General features: G+C 71.8%; 16 protein-coding genes and 1 pseudogene. 6 read left to right on the plus strand and 11 right to left on the minus strand.

Annotation, left to right across the window (positions count from 1 at the left end; genetic code table 11):
• Position 1: 1 nt before the first annotated feature.
• The 5 genes from uraH to ACI3KY_RS04430 all read right to left on the minus strand — a co-directional run bounded on the left by uraH (position 2) and on the right by ACI3KY_RS04430 (position 3,677).
• Entirely contained in the window at positions 2–340 is a 339-nt protein-coding gene (gene uraH, locus ACI3KY_RS04410; protein WP_404928993.1) for a hydroxyisourate hydrolase, read from the minus strand.
• 4 nt (positions 341–344) lie between these two features.
• Positions 345–845, minus strand: a complete 501-nt coding sequence (gene uraD, locus ACI3KY_RS04415) for a 2-oxo-4-hydroxy-4-carboxy-5-ureidoimidazoline decarboxylase (RefSeq protein WP_404928994.1) — start codon at positions 843–845, stop codon at positions 345–347.
• A 45-nt stretch (positions 846–890) separates the two neighbouring features.
• Entirely contained in the window at positions 891–1,685 is a 795-nt protein-coding gene (locus ACI3KY_RS04420; RefSeq protein ID WP_404928995.1) for an ABC transporter ATP-binding protein, read from the minus strand.
• 11 nt (positions 1,686–1,696) lie between these two features.
• Positions 1,697–2,578 carry an ABC transporter permease gene (locus ACI3KY_RS04425; RefSeq protein WP_404928996.1) on the minus strand — a complete coding sequence of 294 codons (882 nt, stop codon included), beginning with the start codon at positions 2,576–2,578 and terminating at the stop codon, positions 1,697–1,699.
• Between the two features lie 109 nt (positions 2,579–2,687).
• Positions 2,688–3,677 (minus strand): ABC transporter substrate-binding protein, encoded by a 990-nt coding sequence (locus ACI3KY_RS04430; protein ID WP_404928997.1) that lies wholly within the window; start codon positions 3,675–3,677, stop codon positions 2,688–2,690.
• Positions 3,678–3,915: 238 nt separating this feature from the next.
• Between ACI3KY_RS04430 and ACI3KY_RS04435 the strand changes: the two genes are divergently transcribed.
• From ACI3KY_RS04435 to ACI3KY_RS04460, 6 genes and pseudogenes are all read left to right on the plus strand, one after another.
• Positions 3,916–4,569: a helix-turn-helix domain-containing protein gene (locus ACI3KY_RS04435; RefSeq protein ID WP_404928998.1), complete on the plus strand. Its 654-nt coding sequence runs from the start codon at positions 3,916–3,918 to the stop codon at positions 4,567–4,569.
• A gap of 157 nt (positions 4,570–4,726) precedes the next feature.
• Positions 4,727–6,034, plus strand: a pseudogene (allB, locus tag ACI3KY_RS04440) (allantoinase AllB); the annotation flags it as partial.
• A 147-nt stretch (positions 6,035–6,181) separates the two neighbouring features.
• Positions 6,182–7,261 (plus strand): acetamidase/formamidase family protein, encoded by a 1,080-nt coding sequence (locus tag ACI3KY_RS04445; RefSeq protein WP_404929058.1) that lies wholly within the window; start codon positions 6,182–6,184, stop codon positions 7,259–7,261.
• Complete coding sequence (locus ACI3KY_RS04450; RefSeq protein WP_404928999.1) at positions 7,254–8,927, plus strand: AtzH-like domain-containing protein; 1,674 nt, start codon at positions 7,254–7,256, stop codon at positions 8,925–8,927. The genes ACI3KY_RS04445 and ACI3KY_RS04450 overlap by 8 nt, the downstream gene beginning before the upstream one ends.
• Positions 8,924–10,150 carry a pyridoxal-phosphate-dependent aminotransferase family protein gene (locus ACI3KY_RS04455; protein WP_404929000.1) on the plus strand — a complete coding sequence of 409 codons (1,227 nt, stop codon included), beginning with the start codon at positions 8,924–8,926 and terminating at the stop codon, positions 10,148–10,150. Before ACI3KY_RS04450 ends, ACI3KY_RS04455 begins: the two co-directional genes overlap by 4 nt.
• A 2-nt stretch (positions 10,151–10,152) precedes the next feature.
• A complete protein-coding gene (locus ACI3KY_RS04460; protein ID WP_404929001.1) occupies positions 10,153–11,448 on the plus strand; it encodes a Zn-dependent hydrolase in 1,296 nt (431 codons plus the stop codon).
• 142 nt (positions 11,449–11,590) lie between these two features.
• Here the strand turns inward: ACI3KY_RS04460 and ACI3KY_RS04465 are convergent, their stop codons facing one another.
• The 6 genes from ACI3KY_RS04465 to ACI3KY_RS04490 form a co-directional block, all read right to left on the minus strand.
• A complete protein-coding gene (locus ACI3KY_RS04465; RefSeq protein WP_404929002.1) occupies positions 11,591–12,451 on the minus strand; it encodes an ABC transporter permease in 861 nt (286 codons plus the stop codon).
• On the minus strand, positions 12,448–13,257 hold the full coding sequence (locus ACI3KY_RS04470; protein WP_404929003.1) for an ABC transporter permease: 810 nt from the start codon (positions 13,255–13,257) through the stop codon (positions 12,448–12,450). The genes ACI3KY_RS04465 and ACI3KY_RS04470 overlap by 4 nt, the downstream gene beginning before the upstream one ends.
• Entirely contained in the window at positions 13,257–14,132 is an 876-nt protein-coding gene (locus ACI3KY_RS04475; RefSeq protein ID WP_404929004.1) for an ABC transporter ATP-binding protein, read from the minus strand. Before ACI3KY_RS04475 ends, ACI3KY_RS04470 begins: the two co-directional genes overlap by 1 nt.
• Before the next feature lie 25 nt (positions 14,133–14,157).
• Positions 14,158–15,276: an ABC transporter substrate-binding protein gene (locus tag ACI3KY_RS04480; protein WP_404929005.1), complete on the minus strand. Its 1,119-nt coding sequence runs from the start codon at positions 15,274–15,276 to the stop codon at positions 14,158–14,160.
• 135 nt (positions 15,277–15,411) lie between these two features.
• Complete coding sequence (locus ACI3KY_RS04485; RefSeq protein ID WP_404929006.1) at positions 15,412–18,309, minus strand: molybdopterin-dependent oxidoreductase; 2,898 nt, start codon at positions 18,307–18,309, stop codon at positions 15,412–15,414.
• A complete protein-coding gene (locus ACI3KY_RS04490) occupies positions 18,306–19,145 on the minus strand; it encodes an FAD binding domain-containing protein (RefSeq protein WP_404929007.1) in 840 nt (279 codons plus the stop codon). Before ACI3KY_RS04490 ends, ACI3KY_RS04485 begins: the two co-directional genes overlap by 4 nt.
• Positions 19,146–19,263: the final 118 nt, after the last annotated feature.

The following is a 19,263-nucleotide window of genomic DNA, read 5'->3' on the forward strand; positions in this document are numbered from 1 at the left end:
ACTAGCTCCCTCTGTAGGTCGAATACGCGAACGGGCTGAGGAGCAGCGGCACGTGGTAATGCCGGTCGGTGTCTTCGACGGTGAAGGTCACGGTGACGAGCGGATAGAACGACGCGATGCCGCGGTCGGCGAACCACGCCCCGGTGCCGAAGGTGAGCGCATACATGCCGGGCTCGAGACGCTCGGGGCCGAGGGCGGCCCGTCCGTCGGCGTCGGTGAATCCCTGGGCGACGCCGGAGGTGCCGCCGCCGGGCAGGTGCCGGGCGAGGGACACGACGACGTTCTCGGCGGGGGTTCCGCTCGACGCGTCGAGGACGTGGGTGGTGAGGTGGCTGCTCATGCGTTCATCCTTGCGTCACGGTGGCCCGCAGGCGCAGCAGGGCGATCTCCGCGAGCTGGCTCAGGGCTTCGCGCGCCTCGGTCTCGTCGTCGTTCGCGAGCCGGCGCTCGAGCTCCGCGAGCATCTCCTCGGGCGAGCGGCCCGCAGCGCGGATGAGGAACACGCGACCGAAGCGCGCCTCGTAGGCGGCGTTGCCGTCGGCGATCCGCGCGGCGACGTCGTCGGCGGCATCCGTCATCGAGGCCTGTTCGCGACGGGATGCCGCGGCCCCGGCATCCGCACCGGTGACGCGGGCGCCGATCCGGGGGTGATGCGCGAGGGCGGCGTCGAGATCGGCGCGCGTCCAGTCGCGGGCGGCGGATGCTGCGGCGGTCGCCAGCTCATCGACGTCGCGGTACGGCCTGCCGTCGACGACGGCATCCACCCATGACGGGATCGCGGCCCACACCGCGACGCCGGCACGGGCCGCCTCGGTGTCGAGCGCGTCGAAGTCGTCGATGTTCATCGCCGCCCTCCCACACCTGACGCGCCGGCCATGCCGGTGGCCCACTCACACATGACCGGCCACCGCGTGCACGAGGTCGGAGATCTCGCGCTTGTACTCGTTGAAGTCCGGACTCGTGATGTCGCGCTCGCCGGGCAGGTCGATGGTGACGACGCGGCTGATGTGACCGGGCACTCCGTGCGAGGCGCCGCCGGTCATCACGACGACGCGGTCGGCGAGGAAGACGGCCTCTTCGATCGAGTGGGTGACGAACACCACGGTCGTCTTCGTCTCGATGTGGATGCGCTTGAGCTCCGTCTGGAGGTCAGACCGGGTGAGCGCGTCGAGGGCGCCGAACGGCTCGTCCATCAGCAGGACCGTGGGCTCGTTCGCGAGCACGCGCGCGATGGCGACGCGCTGCTGCATGCCTCCCGAGAGCTGGCCGGGGTACTTGTCGGCGAAGCGGGTGAGACCGACGGTGCGGATGAACCGCTCGGTCAGCTCTCGCACCCGCGCACGAGGCAGCCGACGCCGGCGCGGACCGTAGGCGACGTTCTCGTGGACGGTGAGCCAGGGGAACAGCCCGTAGTCCTGGAACACGACACCCCGTTCGGGGCCGGGCGCGGTGATCGGCGCGCCACCGACGGTCACCGTGCCGCCGGTCGCCGCTTCGAAGCCGGCGAGGATGCGCAGCACGGTGCTCTTGCCGCAGCCGGAGGCGCCGACGATCGCCACGAACTCGCCCGAGGCGATGTGCAGGTCGACGTCGGCGACGGCCAGTACGCCGGCACCCTCCGGGCCGTAGCGCTTGGAGAGGTCGCTGATGTCGACCTCGGCGGTGGTGATGGTGGTGTCGCTCATGGCGGGTCCTGTCACTTGATCAGCGGGCGGCCGCGGGTGAACAGCCGGAACGCGCCCATGAGGATGCGGTCGGAGAGGAAGCCGGCGACGCCGACGACCATCATGCCGACGACCACCATGTCGGTGCGCACCACGTCGCGGGCGAGGATGATGTTGGCGCCGAGGCCGACGCTCACCCCGACCCCCTCGCCGAGGACGAGCACGACCCAGGCGATCCCGAGACCCACCCGCATGCCGTTGACGACAGCCGGTGCGGAGGCCGGGACGACGACCTGGGCCAGCACCTCCCAGCGGCGGGCTCCCAGCATCCGTCCGGCCTCGATGAGGCGCGGCGGGACCTCTTTGGAGCCGCTGATGGCGCCGAGGACGATCGGGAAGAACGCCGACAGCGCGATGAGGAAGATCGTGGCCTGGTCACCCCACCCGATCAGGAGGCCGACGAGCGGCACCCAGGCGGTCGCGGGAATGGGGCGGAAGAGGTTGATGAACGGATCGAAGAGCGCGTCCATCGTGTAGTAGCGGCCCATCAGGATGCCGAGGGGCACGGCGATCGTCGACGCGATGGTGAACCCGACGAGCACGCGCAGCGAGGACGTGCCGAGGTTGACCCACAGGTCGCCCGAGAAGGCGTCGTCGTGGACGCCGCCGAAGGCGTAGTCCCAGAGCGATGCGACGACCTCGGCGGGAGAGGGCAGGAACCCCATGCGGATGCCGACGACGGGGATCTCCCACGCCTGCTCGCGTCCGACCTGCCAGAGGACGAGGAACAGGATCGGCACGATGCTGCCGAGCAGCACGCGGTTCAGTGCGGAGCCGCGGGCGAACGGTCGGGGCCGGGGGCGCGGCGCAGGCGAGGGAGCGGGGGCGAGGTCGGTCACGATGGCCTGGGCCACGATGACCTCCTTTCGAGCGGATGCCGGATCCGGCGGTGGTGCGGTGCGGTGAAGCGGTGCGGTGAGGGGAGGGCGGTGGCGGCGCGGGGCCCGCCGCCACCGCCTGACGTCACGGGGCGAACGTCGTATCGACGATGTCCTCGCCCGTGGGTGCGTCCGTGATGAGGCCGATGTCGGCCATCGCGGAGGCGAGCGCCTCGAGCTGGCCGACGTACTCGTCGGACAGGTCGGAACGCAGCCAGAAGTTCTCGAGCGCGGAGGCGAAGACCTCCTCATCGCCGCCGAACTCCTCGACCATGCCCGGCAGCCACTCGTCGATGTTGTCGGCCATGTACTCGGTGGTGGCGGCGTGGGTGTCGACGACCTTCTGCACGAGCTCGGGGTTCTCCTCGATCAGTGCGCCGGTGGTGATGAGACCGATGTTGACCTTGCCGATGGGCGTCGAGTACGGGTCGACGACCTCGGTGCCGCCGTTCGCCTTCGCGATGGAGACGCCGATCTCGACGCCCATGAATGCCGCGATGTCGCCGGCCGCGAAGGCGGAAGCCATCTCGGGCACCGGAATGACGGTGAGGGCGAAGTCCTCGGGGGTGAGGCCGGCGTCCTCGATCAGCAGCCGCAGGGCGACCTCCTGCGCCGAGCCCTGGACGATGCCGATCTTCTCGCCGACGAGCTCGTCGAGCGACGACTCGCCGTTGCCGATGAAGCCCGAGCCGCCGTCGGCGGCGCTGGCGACGACCTTCAGGTCGCGGTCCTGCGAGATGGAGGCGATCGTCGGCGTGACGCCCGAGATGGCGAAATCGATCGATCCCGACACGAGGGCGTCCGAGAGCGCCGGCGTGGTGTCGAGCGTGACGACCTCGAACTCGACGCCGTCGACGGCGTGGTCGTTGTAGAGGAACGGCTGGTAGAAGTGCGGCTGGCCGCGGAGCGTGCCGATCTTGACCGTGACGGTCTCCTCGCTCGACGAGCCGCCCGACGACGCGTCGGCGGCGGACGAGGAGCCGCTGCAGCCGGCGAGTGCGAGGACTGCGGCGGTGGCGAGGGCGGCAGCGCCGGCGAGGCGCTGGGTGAGGGTGCGATGAGAGTGGGGGCGCATGGATGGGACTCCTGGATGGGCTCCGGCGACGGAGGGCGGGGGATGCTGTGTGTGGGACTGGCCCCATTCAAGGACGCCCGTTCGCGCGGGGCGTGAAGGCCGTGTAACGAGCGTGTTAAGTGATCGCTTAACGCCCCGATCGGCCCCGCCGCCCGCCGCGCGGGGTCTCGGCCATCGTCGCCGGCGTCATACGATGTGGCGCACAGCCCGGCCGGCAGCCGGAGTCAGGAGACCGCCCATGGGTGAGGTGCCCACGCAGATAGGACCGCGCCTGCGCACGCTCCGGATCGCCACGGGGCGGTCGCTGTCGTCCGTCGCGCACGAGCTGGGGATCTCGTCGAGTGCCCTGTCGCAGATCGAGACGGGGGTCATGCAGCCCTCCGTCAACCGGCTGATCGAGCTCGTAGGGGTGCTCCGCGTGCCGGTGTCGGCGATCTTCGACGACCCCGGCGTCTTCGCCCCGCGACCGCAGGACGATCGCGCCGACGTCACCGAGCAGCTGCCGGGCGTGCTCGTCGCGTATGCCGAAGGGATGTCGCCTGCCGAACTGGCCGAGGGGGTCACGTATCGGCGGCTCTCGCCGGCGTCGCTGCCGGGAGTCGACTGGTTCGAGTCGACGTATCCGCCCGGCTCGTCGTCGAGCATCGACGGCACGATGCTCGTACACGCGGGGTACGAGAGCGGATGGGTCGCCCGGGGCGAGCTGACCTTCGAGTTCGCCGACGGAAAGGTGCGGCTGGGCCCGGGCGGGTCGCTCTCGTTCCCGGCGTCGCGCCCCCACCGCGTCCTCAACGACACGGCCGAACCGGCCGTCGCGATCTGGCTCACGCTCACCGGGCCGGGCACCGGCGCAGCCGTCGGCGCCGGGGGCGATGCCGGCGCCGAGCCCTAGTCACGAGGGTGTTACACGGGAGAAACCCGCGCGGCGATATTAAGCAATAGCTTTACGGATGCCGCACCCCTGCGCCGCGGCATCCGTTCATCGACACCCTCTGGAGATCGCCCATGACCTCTCCCGCCACCCCGCACCGGCCGGGGATCGAGACGCGATGACACGCGGGCGTTCGGTCATCCGCGCCCAGCGCACCTGGATCGGAGGGTCGTTCCGGCCGGCCGCGGTCGTCGTCGAGCGAGGGATCATCGCCCGGATCGTCGATGTGCGGGCGCATGTCACCGGCGCACGCACGGTGCTCGTGCCCGACGACGCGGTGCTCCTCCCGGGACTCGTCGACTCGCACGTGCACGTGAACGAGCCGGGCCGCACCGAGTGGGAGGGCTTCCGATCGGCCACTCTCGCGGCCGCCGCGGGCGGCGTCACGACCATCGTCGACATGCCGCTGAACTCTCTGCCGCCGACCACCACGCCGGAGGGGCTCGAGGTCAAGCGTGCAACGGCCGGGCCGTCGGCGTTCATCGACATCGGCTTCTGGGGCGGGGCGGTGCCCGAGAACCTGGGCGCCCTCGCGCCCCTGCACGAGGCCGGAGTGTTCGGGTTCAAGTGCTTCCTCTCCCCGTCGGGCGTCGACGAGTTCGGCCACCTCGACCGTGCGCAGCTGCTCGCCGCGATGACCGAGATCGCGGCCCTCGGCTCGCGGCTGATCGTGCACGCCGAGGACCCGGCGCTGCTGCACGACCACGGTGCGCTCGGCCGTGAGTACGGCGCGTTCCTGGCGTCGAGGCCCGCCCGGAGCGAGGCATCCGCCATCGACGCCGTGATCGACGCCGCCCGGCGCACCGGCGCCCGCGCCCACATCCTGCACCTGAGCGACGCCCACTCACTGCCCGCGATCCGGGCGGCCAAGGCCGAGGGGGTCGCGCTCACGGTCGAGACGTGCCCGCACTACCTGACGATCGCCGCCGAGGAGATCCCCGACGGCGCGAGCGAGTTCAAATGCTGCCCGCCGATCCGCGAGGCGGCGAACCGCGACCTGCTCTGGGAGGGCATCGTCGACGGCACGATCGACGCGATCGTGAGCGACCACTCGCCCTCGACCGTCGACCTGAAGCGCTCCGGCGGCGGTGACTTCGGCCTGGCGTGGGGCGGGATCTCCGGACTTCAGGTGGGTCTCGCGGCGGTGTGGACCGAGGCGCGGAGCCGCGGCATCCCGCTCGAGACGATCCTGCCGCTCTACACGACCGGGCCGGCCCGGGTCGCCGGGCTCGACGACGTCGGGACCATCGAGGTCGGTGCGCCCGCGCACCTGACGGTGTTCGGCGTCGACGACCCCTTCGCGATCGACGCCGCGCGGCTGCTGCACAAGAACCCGATCACCGCGTACGACCGACGCGTGCTGACCGGCCGCATCCGCCGCACGTGGCTGCACGGCGAGTCGGTGTTCGACGTCACGGCGGGCGGCCCTGGCGAGGCGCCGCGGTTCCGCGGTGAACCGCGCGGCCGCCTGCTGCGGGCGGCGGCCCGCGGCGATGGTGCCGGCAACGCGGGCCTGCCGGCAGACGCGCCGGGAACGAACCGGCAGACGCCGACCAGCCCGACCGCGCCGCCGGTGCTGCAGCGCGGCACCGGGCTGATCCCGGGCGATCACTACGTGCCGGCCGCGCCGGACACCGTGATGTGGGGCAGGCTGCCGTGCGGGACGGATGCCGCGGTGCTGACGATCGCGCCGGGTGACACCGTGACGTTCGACACCGTCAGCCACGAAGGCATCCTCGAGGATCAGGGCAAGGACCCGCTGGCCTTCTTCACGGGTCACGGCGTGGCTTCGGCATCCGTCCTCGACGATGCGATCGAGATCGCCGCGACCCTGTCGCGCGACCCCGCCGCCGACGGGCCGCACGTCGTCACGGGCCCCGTCTTCGTCGAGGGCGCCGAGCCCGGGGACCTGCTGAAGATCACGGTGGAGCGGCTCGTTCCCCGCGTGCCGTACGGCGTGATCTCGAACCGTCACGGCAAGGGCGCCCTCGTGGGCGAGCTGCCCCGGGGTGCGGCGAACGTGAGCGTCTTCACCCCGGTGGAAGAGCGCGCGTCGGGGCTCGTGGGTCTCCTGCCCGTGACCGAGGGCGGGCAGCGCGTCGTCGAGTTCCCGCTCGCCCCCTTTCTCGGCACGATGGGCGTCGCGGTGGCCGGCGCGGAGCGGCCGCACTCGGTTCCGCCCGGCGCGCACGGTGGCAACATCGACATCAACCTCCTCACCGAGGGTGCGGTGCTGTACCTCCCGGTGCAGGTGCCCGGGGCGCTCGCGTACGTCGGCGACCCGCACTTCGCGCAGGGTGACGGCGAGGTGGCGCTGACCGCGCTCGAGGCATCCCTGCGTGCCACGCTGCGCTTCGAGGTGGTGCCACGCGCGACCGCGCTCGCCGAGTTCGGCGAGGTGGCCGGCCCCCTCGCCCGCGCGGGCGGCTATCTGGTGCCCACCGGACTCGACCCCGATCTGAACATCGCGATGCGCAACTGCGTGCGCGCGGCGCTCTCGCTGCTGCAGGCGCGCTACGGCATGGACGAGCACCTCGCCTACGCGTACCTCTCGGCGGCGACCGACTTCGACATCTCGCAGGTGGTCGACATCGTGTGCGGGGTGCACGCGCGCATCCGCGAGGCGGACTTCGCGGGGGCGGATCGTGGCTGAGCCCACGCGGGGGACCGTCGTACCCGGTGCCGAGTCGGTGCCAGGCGACCTGCTCGCCGCGTTCGAGCGGTACGAGACGGCGATCGTCGCCGACGATGTCGCCGTGCTCGACGAGACGTTCGCGCCCGGTCCCGATACGCTCCGCGGTGACAGCGCGGGCCTCCTCGTCGGGCACCACGCGATATCGGCCTTCCGCGGTACGCGCGGCGGCGTCGCGCCGCGGTCGATCGAGCGCATCGAGCACCGGGCGCTGGGGACGGATGCCGCGCTCCTCGTCTCCGTCTCGCGCTACGCCGGCGGAGGCCGAGGCCTGCAGACGCAGGTCTGGCAGCGCATCGACGGGGCGTGGCGGATCACCGCGGCCCACGTCTCGCCGCGCCCGCAGCCGCTGGACCGCACCGTCTGGCGCACGGTCGGCGACCCGCTGTGGCAGGGCGCGTGGGAGGGAGCGCTGACGGGGCTCACGATCGCGGTCAAGGATCTCTTCGCGATCAAGGGCTATCGCATCGGCGCCGGCAACCCGGCCTTCCTGGACTCCGCGCGCCCCGAGACCACCACCGCCCCGGCGGTCAGCGATCTGCTCCGCGGCGGGGCATCCGTGCGCGGCATCGCCCGCACCGACGAGTTCGCCTACTCGATCGCGGGCGACAACGTGCACTACGGCACCCCGCCGAACGGCGCGCTGCCCGGGGCTCTTCCCGGCGGCTCGTCGAGCGGGCCGGCGAGCGCCGTGGCCACCGGCCAGGCCGACATCGGATTGGCGACCGACACCGCCGGGTCGGTGCGGGTGCCGGCCTCGTATCAGGGGCTGTGGGGACTCCGCACGACGCATGGCCTCGTGCCGCGTCAGGGCCTCCTCCCGCTCGCGCAGTCCTTCGACACCGTCGGGTGGCTCACGCGCGACGGCGACACGCTGCAGCGCGTCGTGGACTGGTGCCTCAGCTACGACGGTGCGTCGTCGGCGAGCGAGGGCGCCGAGCCCGACGGAGAGCCGGCAGCGGAATCCGGCCGCGGACGCTGGGGCGAGTCCGGCGCCGACCTGCCGTGGCGCTTCGTCGTGCCCGACGAGGCGCTCGCCGCAGCCGAGCCGGCCACGCGCGACGCCGTCGCGTCGCTGCTGGCTCGACTCGCCGCCGCACCCGATGGTCCCGCCGTGTCGCGCGCATCGCTCGGCGACCTCGACGCCTACCTCGTGCCCTTCCGCACCGTGCAGGCCGCCGAAGCCTGGCGCAACAACGGCAGGTGGGTGCGCGAGCATCCTGGCGCCGTCGGTCCGGCTGTGGCCGAGCGGCTCGCCGCCGCTTCCGCCGTCACCGCCGAGGACGAGGCATCCGCTCGCGCCCTTCTTGCGCCGCTGCGTGACCGTGTGCGGGAGCTGGTGCAGTCCTCGGTGCTGCTCCTGCCGACCGTGCCCGGCCCGGCGCCGGCACGCGGCCAGAGCGGTGAGGGCATCGACGCCGTGCGCCTGGCCACGCTCCGCATGACGACGCCGGCCGCCGTCGCGGGACTGCCCGCCCTGTCGGTGCCGCTCCTCACGGTGCCCTCCGTCCTCGGCCCCGCGCCGGTCGGGCTCTGCCTCGTCTCGCGCGAGGGCACCGACATCGCGCTCGTGCGCCTCGCGCGGCGCCTCGCCGCGGCCGTCTCAGCTTCTGGAGTCACGCCATGACCGACCTTCCCGGACCGATCGACCCGCCCGCACGGCTCCTGATGGGCCCCGGTCCGATCTCGGCCTATCCGAGTGTGCTGCGTGCGATGTCGGCGCCCCTCGTCGGGCAGTACGACCCGTTCATGACCGCGACCATGACCGAGACGCAGGAGCTCTACTGCGGTGTCTGGGCCACGGGCAACGAGGCGACCCTGCTGATCGACGGAACCTCGCGCGCCGGCATCGAGGCCGCGATCGTGTCGCTCGTGCGCCCGGGCGACCGCGTGCTGGTGCCGGTGTTCGGCCGCTTCGGCCATCTGCTCGCCGAGATCGCCGAGCGTGCCATGGCCGAGGTGCACACGATCGAGACGGCCTGGGGTCAGGTCTTCCCGGTGTCGGTCATCGAAGAGGCGATCGTGCGGGTGAAGCCCACGCTCCTCGCGCTGGTGCAGGGCGACACGTCGACCACGATGAACCAGCCGCTCGACGAGATCGGCGCGATCTGCGCACGGCACGGCGTGCTGTTCTACACCGACGCGACGGCGACGCTCGGCGGCAATCCGTTCGAGGCTGACGCCTGGGGGCTGGATGCCGCCACCGCCGGTCTGCAGAAATGCCTCGGCGGCCCGTCGGGGTCGTCGCCGCTCACCCTGTCGGACCGCGCCGTCGAGGTGGTGCGGTCGCGCACGCGGGTCGAGGCGGGCATCCGCGAGGCCGACGACGTCTCGGCGGCCGATTTCGTGCGCTCGAACTACTTCGATCTCGGCATGATCCTCGACTACTGGGGTCCGCGGCGCCTCAACCACCACACCGAGGCGACGTCGATGCTGTACGCCGCCCGCGAGTGCGCGCGGGTGCTGCTGATCGAGGGGCGGGATGCCGTCATCGAGCGTCATCGCGTCGCCGGGGCGGCGATGCTGGCCGGCGTCCAGGCCCTGGGCCTGGAGGTGTTCGGCGACCTCGCCCACAAGATGAACAACGTGGTCGCCGTCGAGATCCCGTCCGGCGTGCCGGGCGATGAGGCCCGCCGGGTCATGCTCGAGGACTTCGGCATCGAGATCGGCACCTCCTTCGGGCCCCTTCACGGCCGGGTCTGGCGCATCGGCACCATGGGCTACAACGCCCGCGAGGACGCCGTGCTGACGACGCTCGCCGCCCTTGAGGCGGTGCTGCGGCGGTTCGGCGCGTCGGTGCCGGCCGGTGGCGGGACGGATGCCGCGGCCGACGTCTTCCGGAGCTCCTGACGATGGCCCTGCTCGCGGTCGACCGCGACCGCATCGCCGCGGCGGCGCGTCGCGTGATGGCGCGGTGCGACGAGCTCGCGCGCGTGTCGGCGACGAGCCGCGGGATCGAGCGCGTGTACCTGTCGCCCGAGCACGCACGGGTGAACCGGCTCGCCGCGGAGTGGATGCGCGAGGTGGGGATGGCGACGAGCCAGGACGCCGCGGGCAATCAGCTCGGGCGGATCGCGCCGGCGTCGGGCGATGTCGATGCGCCGGCACTGCTGCTCGGCTCGCACCTCGACACCGTGCCCGACGCGGGACGCTTCGACGGGATCGTCGGCGTGCTGATGGCCCTCGAGGTCGCGCGCCTGCTGCGGGCACCCGGCGACGGGCCGGCCCGCACCGGCCTGCCGTTCGCACTCGAGGTGATCGCGTTCTCGGACGAGGAGGGCACCCGCTTCGGCAAGGCGCTGCTCGGCTCGTCGGCCGTCGCGGGGACGTGGGACGACGAATGGTGGACGCTGACGGATGCCGACGGCACGAGCCTGCGCGAGGCCTTCCTGGAGTTCGGGCTCGACCCCGGACGCGTGGGCGAGGCGGCGCGTCGGCCCGCCGAGCTCGTGGGGTACCTGGAGGTCCACATCGAGCAGGGCCCTCAGCTCGACCGCCGCGGCGAGTCGCTCGCGGTGGTGTCGTCGATCGCGTCGGCGCGGCGCTTCCAGCTCACCATCGAGGGCGAGGCGCGCCACGCGGGCGGGACGCCCTACGACATGCGGCGCGACGCGCTGCTCGGCGCCTCCGAGGCGGCGCTCGCCGTCGAGCGCCTCTGCCGCGCCGAGCATCACATCATCGGCACCGTCGGTCAGCTCGAGGCATTCCCGGGGGCGGTCAACGTCGTGCCCGGCGAGGCGCGGCTGTCGCTCGATCTCCGGGGCGAGTTCGACGGTGAGCGGGATCGCGTGTGGCTCTCGATCGAACGCGAACTCGACGCGATCATGGGGCGCCGGGGCCTGCGGTGGCGGGCCCACGAGGTGCACAGCGCACCCGCCGTGTTCTGCGCGCCCCTGCTGCAGGATGTCGTGCGCGAAGGCATCCTGTCGACGCTCCCGGGCGACGGTGCCGGCGAGCCTGCCGTCCTGTTCAGCCCCGCGGGACACGACGGCATGGCCATCGGCGCGATCACCGACGTCGGCATGCTGTTCCTCCGGAACCCCGACGGCATCAGTCATCACCCCGACGAGGCGGTGTCGGCCGGCGACGTCGCCCGCGGCATCCAGGCCCTCGCAGAGTCCGTGCTGCAGCTCGCCGCCGATCGGTGAACCAGACGCGGCTCCGCACCCCTCCGCGAAACCGGGGAATGTCGTCGAACCCGAGGACATCGCCCTATGGTTCGACGGAATTCCCCTGGTTCGCGTTCGCGAAGGCGGAGGATCGCGTTCGCGCGGTGGTGCGGGCCGCAGCTCAGCGCCCGGAGGTGGGCATGCCCATGCGGGCCAGCACGACGTTCTCGACGACCTGGACGATGTTGTAGAGCAGCAGCGTCACGATCGTGATGAGCGCGACCGACGCCCACAGCTCGTCGAAGCGGGCGGAGGCGCTGAACTTCTGGATCATCCCGCCGATGCCCTGACCCGTCGACAGCCACTCCGCGAGCAGGGCTCCGGTCACCGCACCCGGCACCGAGACCCGTGCCGCTGCGAAGAGCGACGGCAGTGCTCCCGGGACGTTCACCTTGCGCAGCTGCGTCGCGCGACCGCCGCCGTAGACGTGGACGAGGTCGAGGCTTTCCTTCGACGCCCGGCTGAGGCCGAACATGATCGAGGCGAGCGCGGGGAACAGGACGACGATCGAGCCGATGACGGCGACGGATGCCGGGGTTCCGCGTCCGGTGATCAGGATGATGACCGGGGCGATGGCCACGAGCGGCACCGAGCGCAGCAGCAGCGCGAGCGGCATGACGCCCATCTCGACCGACCGCGACAGCGAGAAGGCCAGGGCGAGGACGACGGCCACGAGCATGCCCACCACGAACCCGATCGCGGCATCGGTGAGGGTCTGTGCCAGCAGCGGCATCATCTCGGCGCGGTTCGCGGCGGCCTCGTCGGACGTGAAGAAGAACTCCCACACGTCGGCGGGGCCCTTGGCGACGTAGGGCGAGATGCCGGTGAGGTTCACCACCGCCCACCACAGCGCGAGCACGATGACGAACGTGAGCAGGGCGTTCAGCAGTGAGCGGCCGACCGTGCGCGAGACCGCGGTGGCGCGGGCCGAGCGCGGCACGGAGGTGGTCGGCGCGGAGGGGGCAGGAATCGTCGCGGTCATGCCGCCACCGCCTTTCCGGAGACCCAGGGCGTGACCGCTCGCGCGACCAGGCCGACCAGCGCGTACCCGATCAGCGCGACGATCGCCGAGAGCAGGAACACCGCCCAGACGCGCGCCGAGTCGAGGTCGCCCTGCAGGCGGATCAGGGTGATGCCGACGCCGCGGTCGGTGCCTCCCATGTATTCGCCGAGGATCGCGCCGAGGAAGGCGGAGGGCACGGCGATCTGCAGCGCGTTGAGGATCGCGGGTGTCGCAGCGATGAGCCGCACCTTGCGCAGCTGCGTGAACCGCGATCCGCCGTACACCCGCACGACGTCGAGGCTCGAGCGGTCCGCCGCCCGGAAGCCGAGCAGGGCGCCGACCACCGTTGTGAAGAAGACGGCGAGAGCGGCGAGGAAGATCGCCGTCGCACTCGGATCGCCGGCGCGCTTCGCGCCGCCCAGCACCACGATCGCGATGCCCCCGACCGCGACCACCGGCAGGCAGTAGCTGACGACGGCGATCTGCACCACGACGGTCTCGATGCGCGGCACCAGCAGCACCGTCGCCGCCACCAGCAGCGCGATGCCGTTGCCCCACGCGTAGCCGATCAGCGCCTCGGTGATCGTGACCTGGAAGACGCTCCAGTACGCGGCCAGCCCGTCCTGCCAGATCGTCTGGAACACGACGAACGGCGACGGCACCGGCGTGAACGTGGTGCCCGGCGGCGGCTGGAAGACGGTGACGGAGAACAGCCACCAGGCGGCGATCAGCGCGATCGCGCCGATGAGCCCCGCCAGCCAGCCGGGGAGGGAGCGCCCGCGCATCAGGACTCCGCGGCGGCGCGGCCGTCCGCGCCGAAGAGCAGCTCCGACGCGCGGTCGACGAGGAGGTGGAACTCGGGGGAGCGCTGCATGTCGGGCGTGCGCGGATGCGGCAGGTCGACCTCGATGATCTCCTTGATGCGGCCGGGACGCGGCGACATCACCGCGACACGGTCGGACAGGAAGATCGCCTCCGAGACGCCGTGCGTCACGAGCAGGGTGGTGGCCGGCTTCTCGGTCCAGATCCGCAGCAGCTCGAGATTGAGGTTCTGACGCGTCATGTCGTCGAGCGCGCCGAACGGCTCGTCGAGCAGCAGGACCGAGGGCTTGAGGGCGAGGGCGCGCGCGATCGACACGCGCTGGCGCATGCCTCCCGACAGCTGCGCGGGCTTCGCCTTCTCGAAGCCGGTGAGGCCGACGAGGGCGATGAGCTCGTCGATGTAGGCCTTGTCGACCCGGCGGCCGGCGATCTCGAAGACCAGCCGGATGTTCGCCGCGACGCTGCGCCACGGCAGCAGCGCGTGGTCCTGGAAGGCGATGCCCAGTTCGCTGTCGCGGCGCAGCTGCGCCGGCGTCTTGCCGTCGACGAACACCTCGCCGGTGGTGGGCGTCTCGAGGTCGGCGAGGATGCGGAGGATGGTCGACTTGCCGCAGCCCGAAGGGCCGAGCAGGGCGAGGAACGACCCCTGGTCGGTGTGCAGGTGGGTGTCCTGCAGGGCGGTCACGCTCTGCCCGCGACCCGTCTGGAACGTCTTGCTGAGTCCATCGATGCGGATGCCGGTGCCCGGGGCGGGCGCCGCCGGCGAGGTGTCCCCCGCCGGCGACGCCGCGGCCGCGGCATCCGTCGCCCTGGTGCTGTTCAGGTGCGTGTCGGTCATGATGATTGCCGCCCGGTCTCGGGGACTACGGCAGGTAGTCCTTGAGCTCGGGGTTCTCCTCGTAGATCTCGTCGATGATCGTCGTGTCGAACAGGTCGTCGACCGAGACGTCCCAGCCGGCCGCGGCGAGCGACGCGACGGTCTGCTCCTTGAGCTCGTCCGAGATCGTGAACAGGCCGTTCGCCTCGGTCTCGTCTGTCGAGATCAGCAGCTTCTCGGCCTCGAGACCCTTGGCGGTCTTGACATGGTCGAGGGCGCCGAAGACGGCCTCCAGGCCGTCCTCCGACTCGGATGCCGCCTCGTTGTAGTACGTCTCGATGAGGGAGACCGTGTCATCGGTCGACTCCTGGAAGACGTCGGTCCAGCCCTTGATCTCGGCGATCAGAAACGCCTTGAGCAGGTCCTTGTTCTCCGCGAGGAACTGGTCGGTGACGCTGAACGCCTCCGCGACGTACGGCACGCCGTTCTCGGCGTAGGAGAGGTTGGTGACTTCGTAGCCGGCGAGTTCGACGGTGAGGGCCTCGTTCGTCAGGTAGGCCATGAAGCCGTCGACCTCGCCGTTCATCAGCGGGGTCGGGTCGAAGTCCACCGGCACGACGGTGACATCGGCCGGGTCGATGTCGTTGGCGTTCAGCAGCGCGGCGAACACCGAGGCGTTGGAGTCCTGCACGCCGATGGTCTTGCCCACGAGGTCCTGCGGCGTGGTGATGTTGCCGCCGTCGGCGAGGGACAGGATGGTGAAGGGGTTCTTCTGGAAGGTGGTGCCGATGATCTTCAGCGGCGCCTCCTCCTCGGCGACCGCGGCGCCGATCGAGGCCGCGTCGCTGAGGGCGACCTCGACGGTGCCCGAGAGCAGCTTGGCGACGCCGGTGTCGGGTCCGGAGATGCCGATCACCTCGTCGAAGCCGGCCTCGTCGTAGTAGCCGTTCTCGTAGGCGTAGAACTCGCCCGCGAACTCCTCGTTCTTGATCCACGAGTACTGGACGCTGATCTCGCCGTACGAGGCCTCCTCTTCGCCACCGCCGCTCGCACCGGGCGCGGAGCCCCCGGATGCGCAACCTGCGAGGACGAGGGCGGAGGTGAGGAATGCAGCTGCTGCGGCCGCGATGCGGCCGGGCCGCGTCAGGTTGCTGTGTCGTGCCATCGGGTGTGGCTCCCCTTCTGATGCGATGTGATCTGAGCGACGCTATGACCTCGACGTTTCGCCTCGTGCGCCCCGGTGTTTCCGGGGTGTGACGAGGTGCGCCGAGTGGCCGAACCGACGGCGGGGAGCTCGGCTTCAGCGGCCGACGGATGCCTCGACCGGGACGGATGCCGCCGCCCCGGCGCCGTCGTTCACGAGGCGCCACACCCGCTCACGGGTGAACGGCTGGTGGTACGGCCGACGGCCCACGGCACGTGCGATCGCGTTGCCCACGGCTGCGGCGACCGGGTTGTAGGGGGACTCGCTCATGGACTTCGCGCCGAACGGCCCCACCGAGTCGTGGGTCTCGGCCAGCAGCACCTCGGTGGTCGGGACGTCGGCGAACTGCGGCACGCGGTACAGGCGGAACGCAGGATTCGCGACGGCCCCCGTGTCGTCGATCAGCACCTCTTCGTAGAGCGCGCTGCCCAGGCCCTGCGCGGCACCGCCCTCGATCTGCCCCCGGCACTGCGCCGGGTTCATCACGAACCCCGCGTCGGCGGACTGCACCGACTGCAGCACCCGCACCGTGCCGGTCTCCGGATCGACGGCCACGCGGACGGCGTGGACGTTGAACGACAGGCTCCGCTCGTCGCCGTGCTCGCTGCCGGTGCCGACGATGCCCTCCGCCGTCCGGTGTGCAGCCACGGCGGCTCGCACCAGTTCGGTGTACGAGACCAGGCGACCGCCCGCCTGCACCCCGCCGGGAGCCAGGCGCACGGCGTCCGTGCCGGTGATCCGGCGCGCGGACTCGAGCATGCGCGTCTTCAGCTGCCGGCACGCGGCGGTCAGCGCCTTGCCGGCGCCGGTGACGCCGGCCGAGGCGAACGCTCCGGTGTCGTGCAGGACGAGATCGGTGTCGGCGCCGCGCAGCACGATCCGCTCCGGCGTGGCCTCGAGCACGGTCGCCGCGATCTGGCGCATCACGGTGCTCGTGCCGTTGCCGAACTCGGCCGTTCCCACTGCGAGTGCGATCGTGCCGTCGGTGCGGAGCGTCGCCGACGTGTGCGCGTGGTGGCCGCCGGGGGCCATCGCGGCGATGAACGACAGCGCCATGCCCTCGCCGACGAGCCAGCCGTCGGGCGCCGTCACGCCGTTGCCGCGACGCAGCGCGCCCTGCGCCAGATCGAGGCACTGGTCCAGGCCGTAGCTGCCCCACACCAGGTCTTCGTCGTGCTCATCGCGCACGGTGAGAAGCGGGTCGCCTGCACGCACGGCGTTGAGGCGGCGCAGGTCGAACGGATCAATGCCGAGCCGCTCGGCGAGCATGTCCATCGCCGACTCGACGCCGAGGATCACCTGGCCGAGCCCGTAGCCGCGGAAGGCCCCGGACGGCACGTTGTTCGTGTAGACGACCTCGGCGTCCACGCGCTTCACCGAGCAGCGGTAGACGTTGATCGACTCGGCGCAGCCGTGGAACATCACGCCGATGCCGTGGTTGCCGTAGGCGCCGGTGTCGCTCAGCACGTCGAGTCTGATGGCCGTGAGGACGCCCTCCGCCGTGGCGCCGAGGGTCACGCCGACCCGGAACGGATGCCGCACGGAGGCGCGCCGGAACTCGTCGGCGCGCGTGAACTCGTACGCCACCGGGCGTCCGGTGCGCAGCACGGCGAGGGCGACCAGGTCTTCGGCGAACATCTCCTGCTTGCCACCGAAGCCGCCGCCCACGCGTGCCGCATGGACCCGGACACGCTCGCGGGGCAGCTCGAACAGCCGCGCCAGCTCGTCGCGCACGAGGAACGGCACCTGCGTGCTCGAGCGGATGACGAGCCGGCCCTCCTCGTCGAGGCGGCCGACCGCGCCGTGGGTCTCGAGCTGCGCGTGCGAGACACGGCTCGTCCGCCACGTGCCCGTGACGGTGACCGCGCTCGCCGCGAGGGCCGCGTCGACATCCCCGCCGATGCCGTCGTGCAGCGTCGAGAGGACGTTGCGGGATGCCTCGGCCACGCGATCCTCGGCCGTCAGGCCGGCGTGCAGCACCGGTGCGCCCGGACGCCGCGCGTGTTCCGGGTCGAACACCGCCTCGAGCACGTCGTACTCGACGGCGATCAGACGGCAGGCCTCGTCGGCGGCCTCGGCCGTCTCGGCGACGATGGCGGCCACCCGCTGCCCGACGAAGCGCACGACGTCGTCGAGGATGCGGGTGTCATCGGGGTCGTCCTCGCGGTGCTCGTGCCGCGCGGTGGAGAACCGCCGCCCCGTGACGTTCTGGTGCGTGAAGACGGCGACGACCCCGGGCACCGCACGCGCCGCCGTCGCGTCGATCGAGACGATGCGGGCGTGCGCGTGAGGCGAGCCGACGACGCGGAGCACGAGCGCCTCGGCGGTGTCGGTGTCGAACGTGAAGGGCTCGAGTCCCTGCACGATGCGGCGGCCGGGCTCGGGCCGCACGGACTGCCCGACGTGCCCTTCGACAGGCGCAGGGACCGGGGGTGCAGGCTCAGGGACCGGGGGTGCGGGCGCAGGGACGGTCGATCCGGTCGCGGGGACGGTCGACCCGGTCGCTGGGACGGTCGATCCGGTCACTGAGCCTGCCGAAGCGCGCCCGGTCTCGCGCACCGGGCCGAGCACCGCCGCGTGGATCGCGTCTCGCACCGGCCGGTATCCCGTGCACCGGCACAGGTTGCCCTTCATGCGCCGGTCGAGGTCGGGCAGGTCGTGGGGACCCAGCGTGGAGGCGGTCACGGCCATCCCGGGAGTGCAGAACCCGCACTGGAATCCGAAGTGCTCGACGAGCGCCTCCTGCACCGGGTGCAGGTCTTCGCCGGGTGCCAGCCCCGCCGCCGTCGTGACCGAGGCGCCGTCGGCACGCACCGCCGGGATGATGCACGAGTGCACCGGCACGCCGTCGAGGATCACGCCGCACGCGCCGCAGTCTCCGGCGTCACAGCCCTTCTTGACCTCGTGATGGCCGGTCTCGCGCAGCAGCGTCCGCAGGCACTGCCCGGCGCGAGGCTGGGCCTCGATCGGCTCGCCGTTGACCTCAAGCCTCATGACGCAGCCTCCTCGACGGCCAGTTCGCGGCGGATCCGTTCGGCCAGCACGACGCTCATCGCGCGCCGCCAGTCGGCGGCTCCCAGCGGGTCGCTGTAGTACCCCGGCGCGCCCTCGATGACCTCGGCAAGGAGCGCCTCATCCGGCACATGCGGGAATCGGAATACGACCGGCCGCTCCGTCGCCGCCGTCACCGTGACCACGCAGCCGCCGTCGACGTCGAGCCGCCCGGTCACCACCGCGCCCGATCGTCCATGCTCAGCGAGGGCGACCTTGCGCAGCAGCAGCCGCGATCGCATCGCGTGCGCGGGCAGCTCCAGTGCGCGCAGCACCTCCCCACGGCGCAGCGAATTCTCTCCGTTGCCGGTGATGAGGTCGGCGACGGGCAGCGTGTACTCCCCGCCCCCCGCGGTCCACACCTCGGCGGTGCCGTCCAGGGCGACGGCGAGCGAGATCATCGCACCCGCGGCGAACGAGCGGCACACGTTGCCGCCGACAGTGGCCGTGTTCCAGATCTTGAACGACGCGAGCAGCGCGTTCGCCGCGTCCGGAATGACGGATGCCGCGGCCCACTCCGCAGGCACGCCCTGCGCCCCGCGGCCTTCGGCCCATGCGACGAGGTCCGCGATGGTGCACGTCGCTCCGATGCGAAGGCCCTGGTCGGTGATCTCGAGGGCGGGCCATCCCATGGTCGTCAGGTCCACGAATCCCGTCGTTCCGGGCTGCTGCTCGCTCATGAGCCAGGTGCCGCCGGCGAGGAACGTCTCACCCGCCACGAGGCGCAGATCGTCCCGCGCGCGCGCCCGGCGGTACGAGGTGACCGAGGTGATGTCCACGCGCGTCCTTCCACTGCGACTGCCGGCGTCGCCCCTCGAGGGGCGCTCGTCGACAGTCAAGCAATGCGCCGTTTCGCCGGTGTTTCGCCCGATTGCGGGCGCGCGGCGATTCCGCGGC

This window comes from Microbacterium sp. ZW T2_14 (genome assembly GCF_044987405.1).
Classification (GTDB): Bacteria; Actinomycetota; Actinomycetes; order Actinomycetales; family Microbacteriaceae; genus Microbacterium.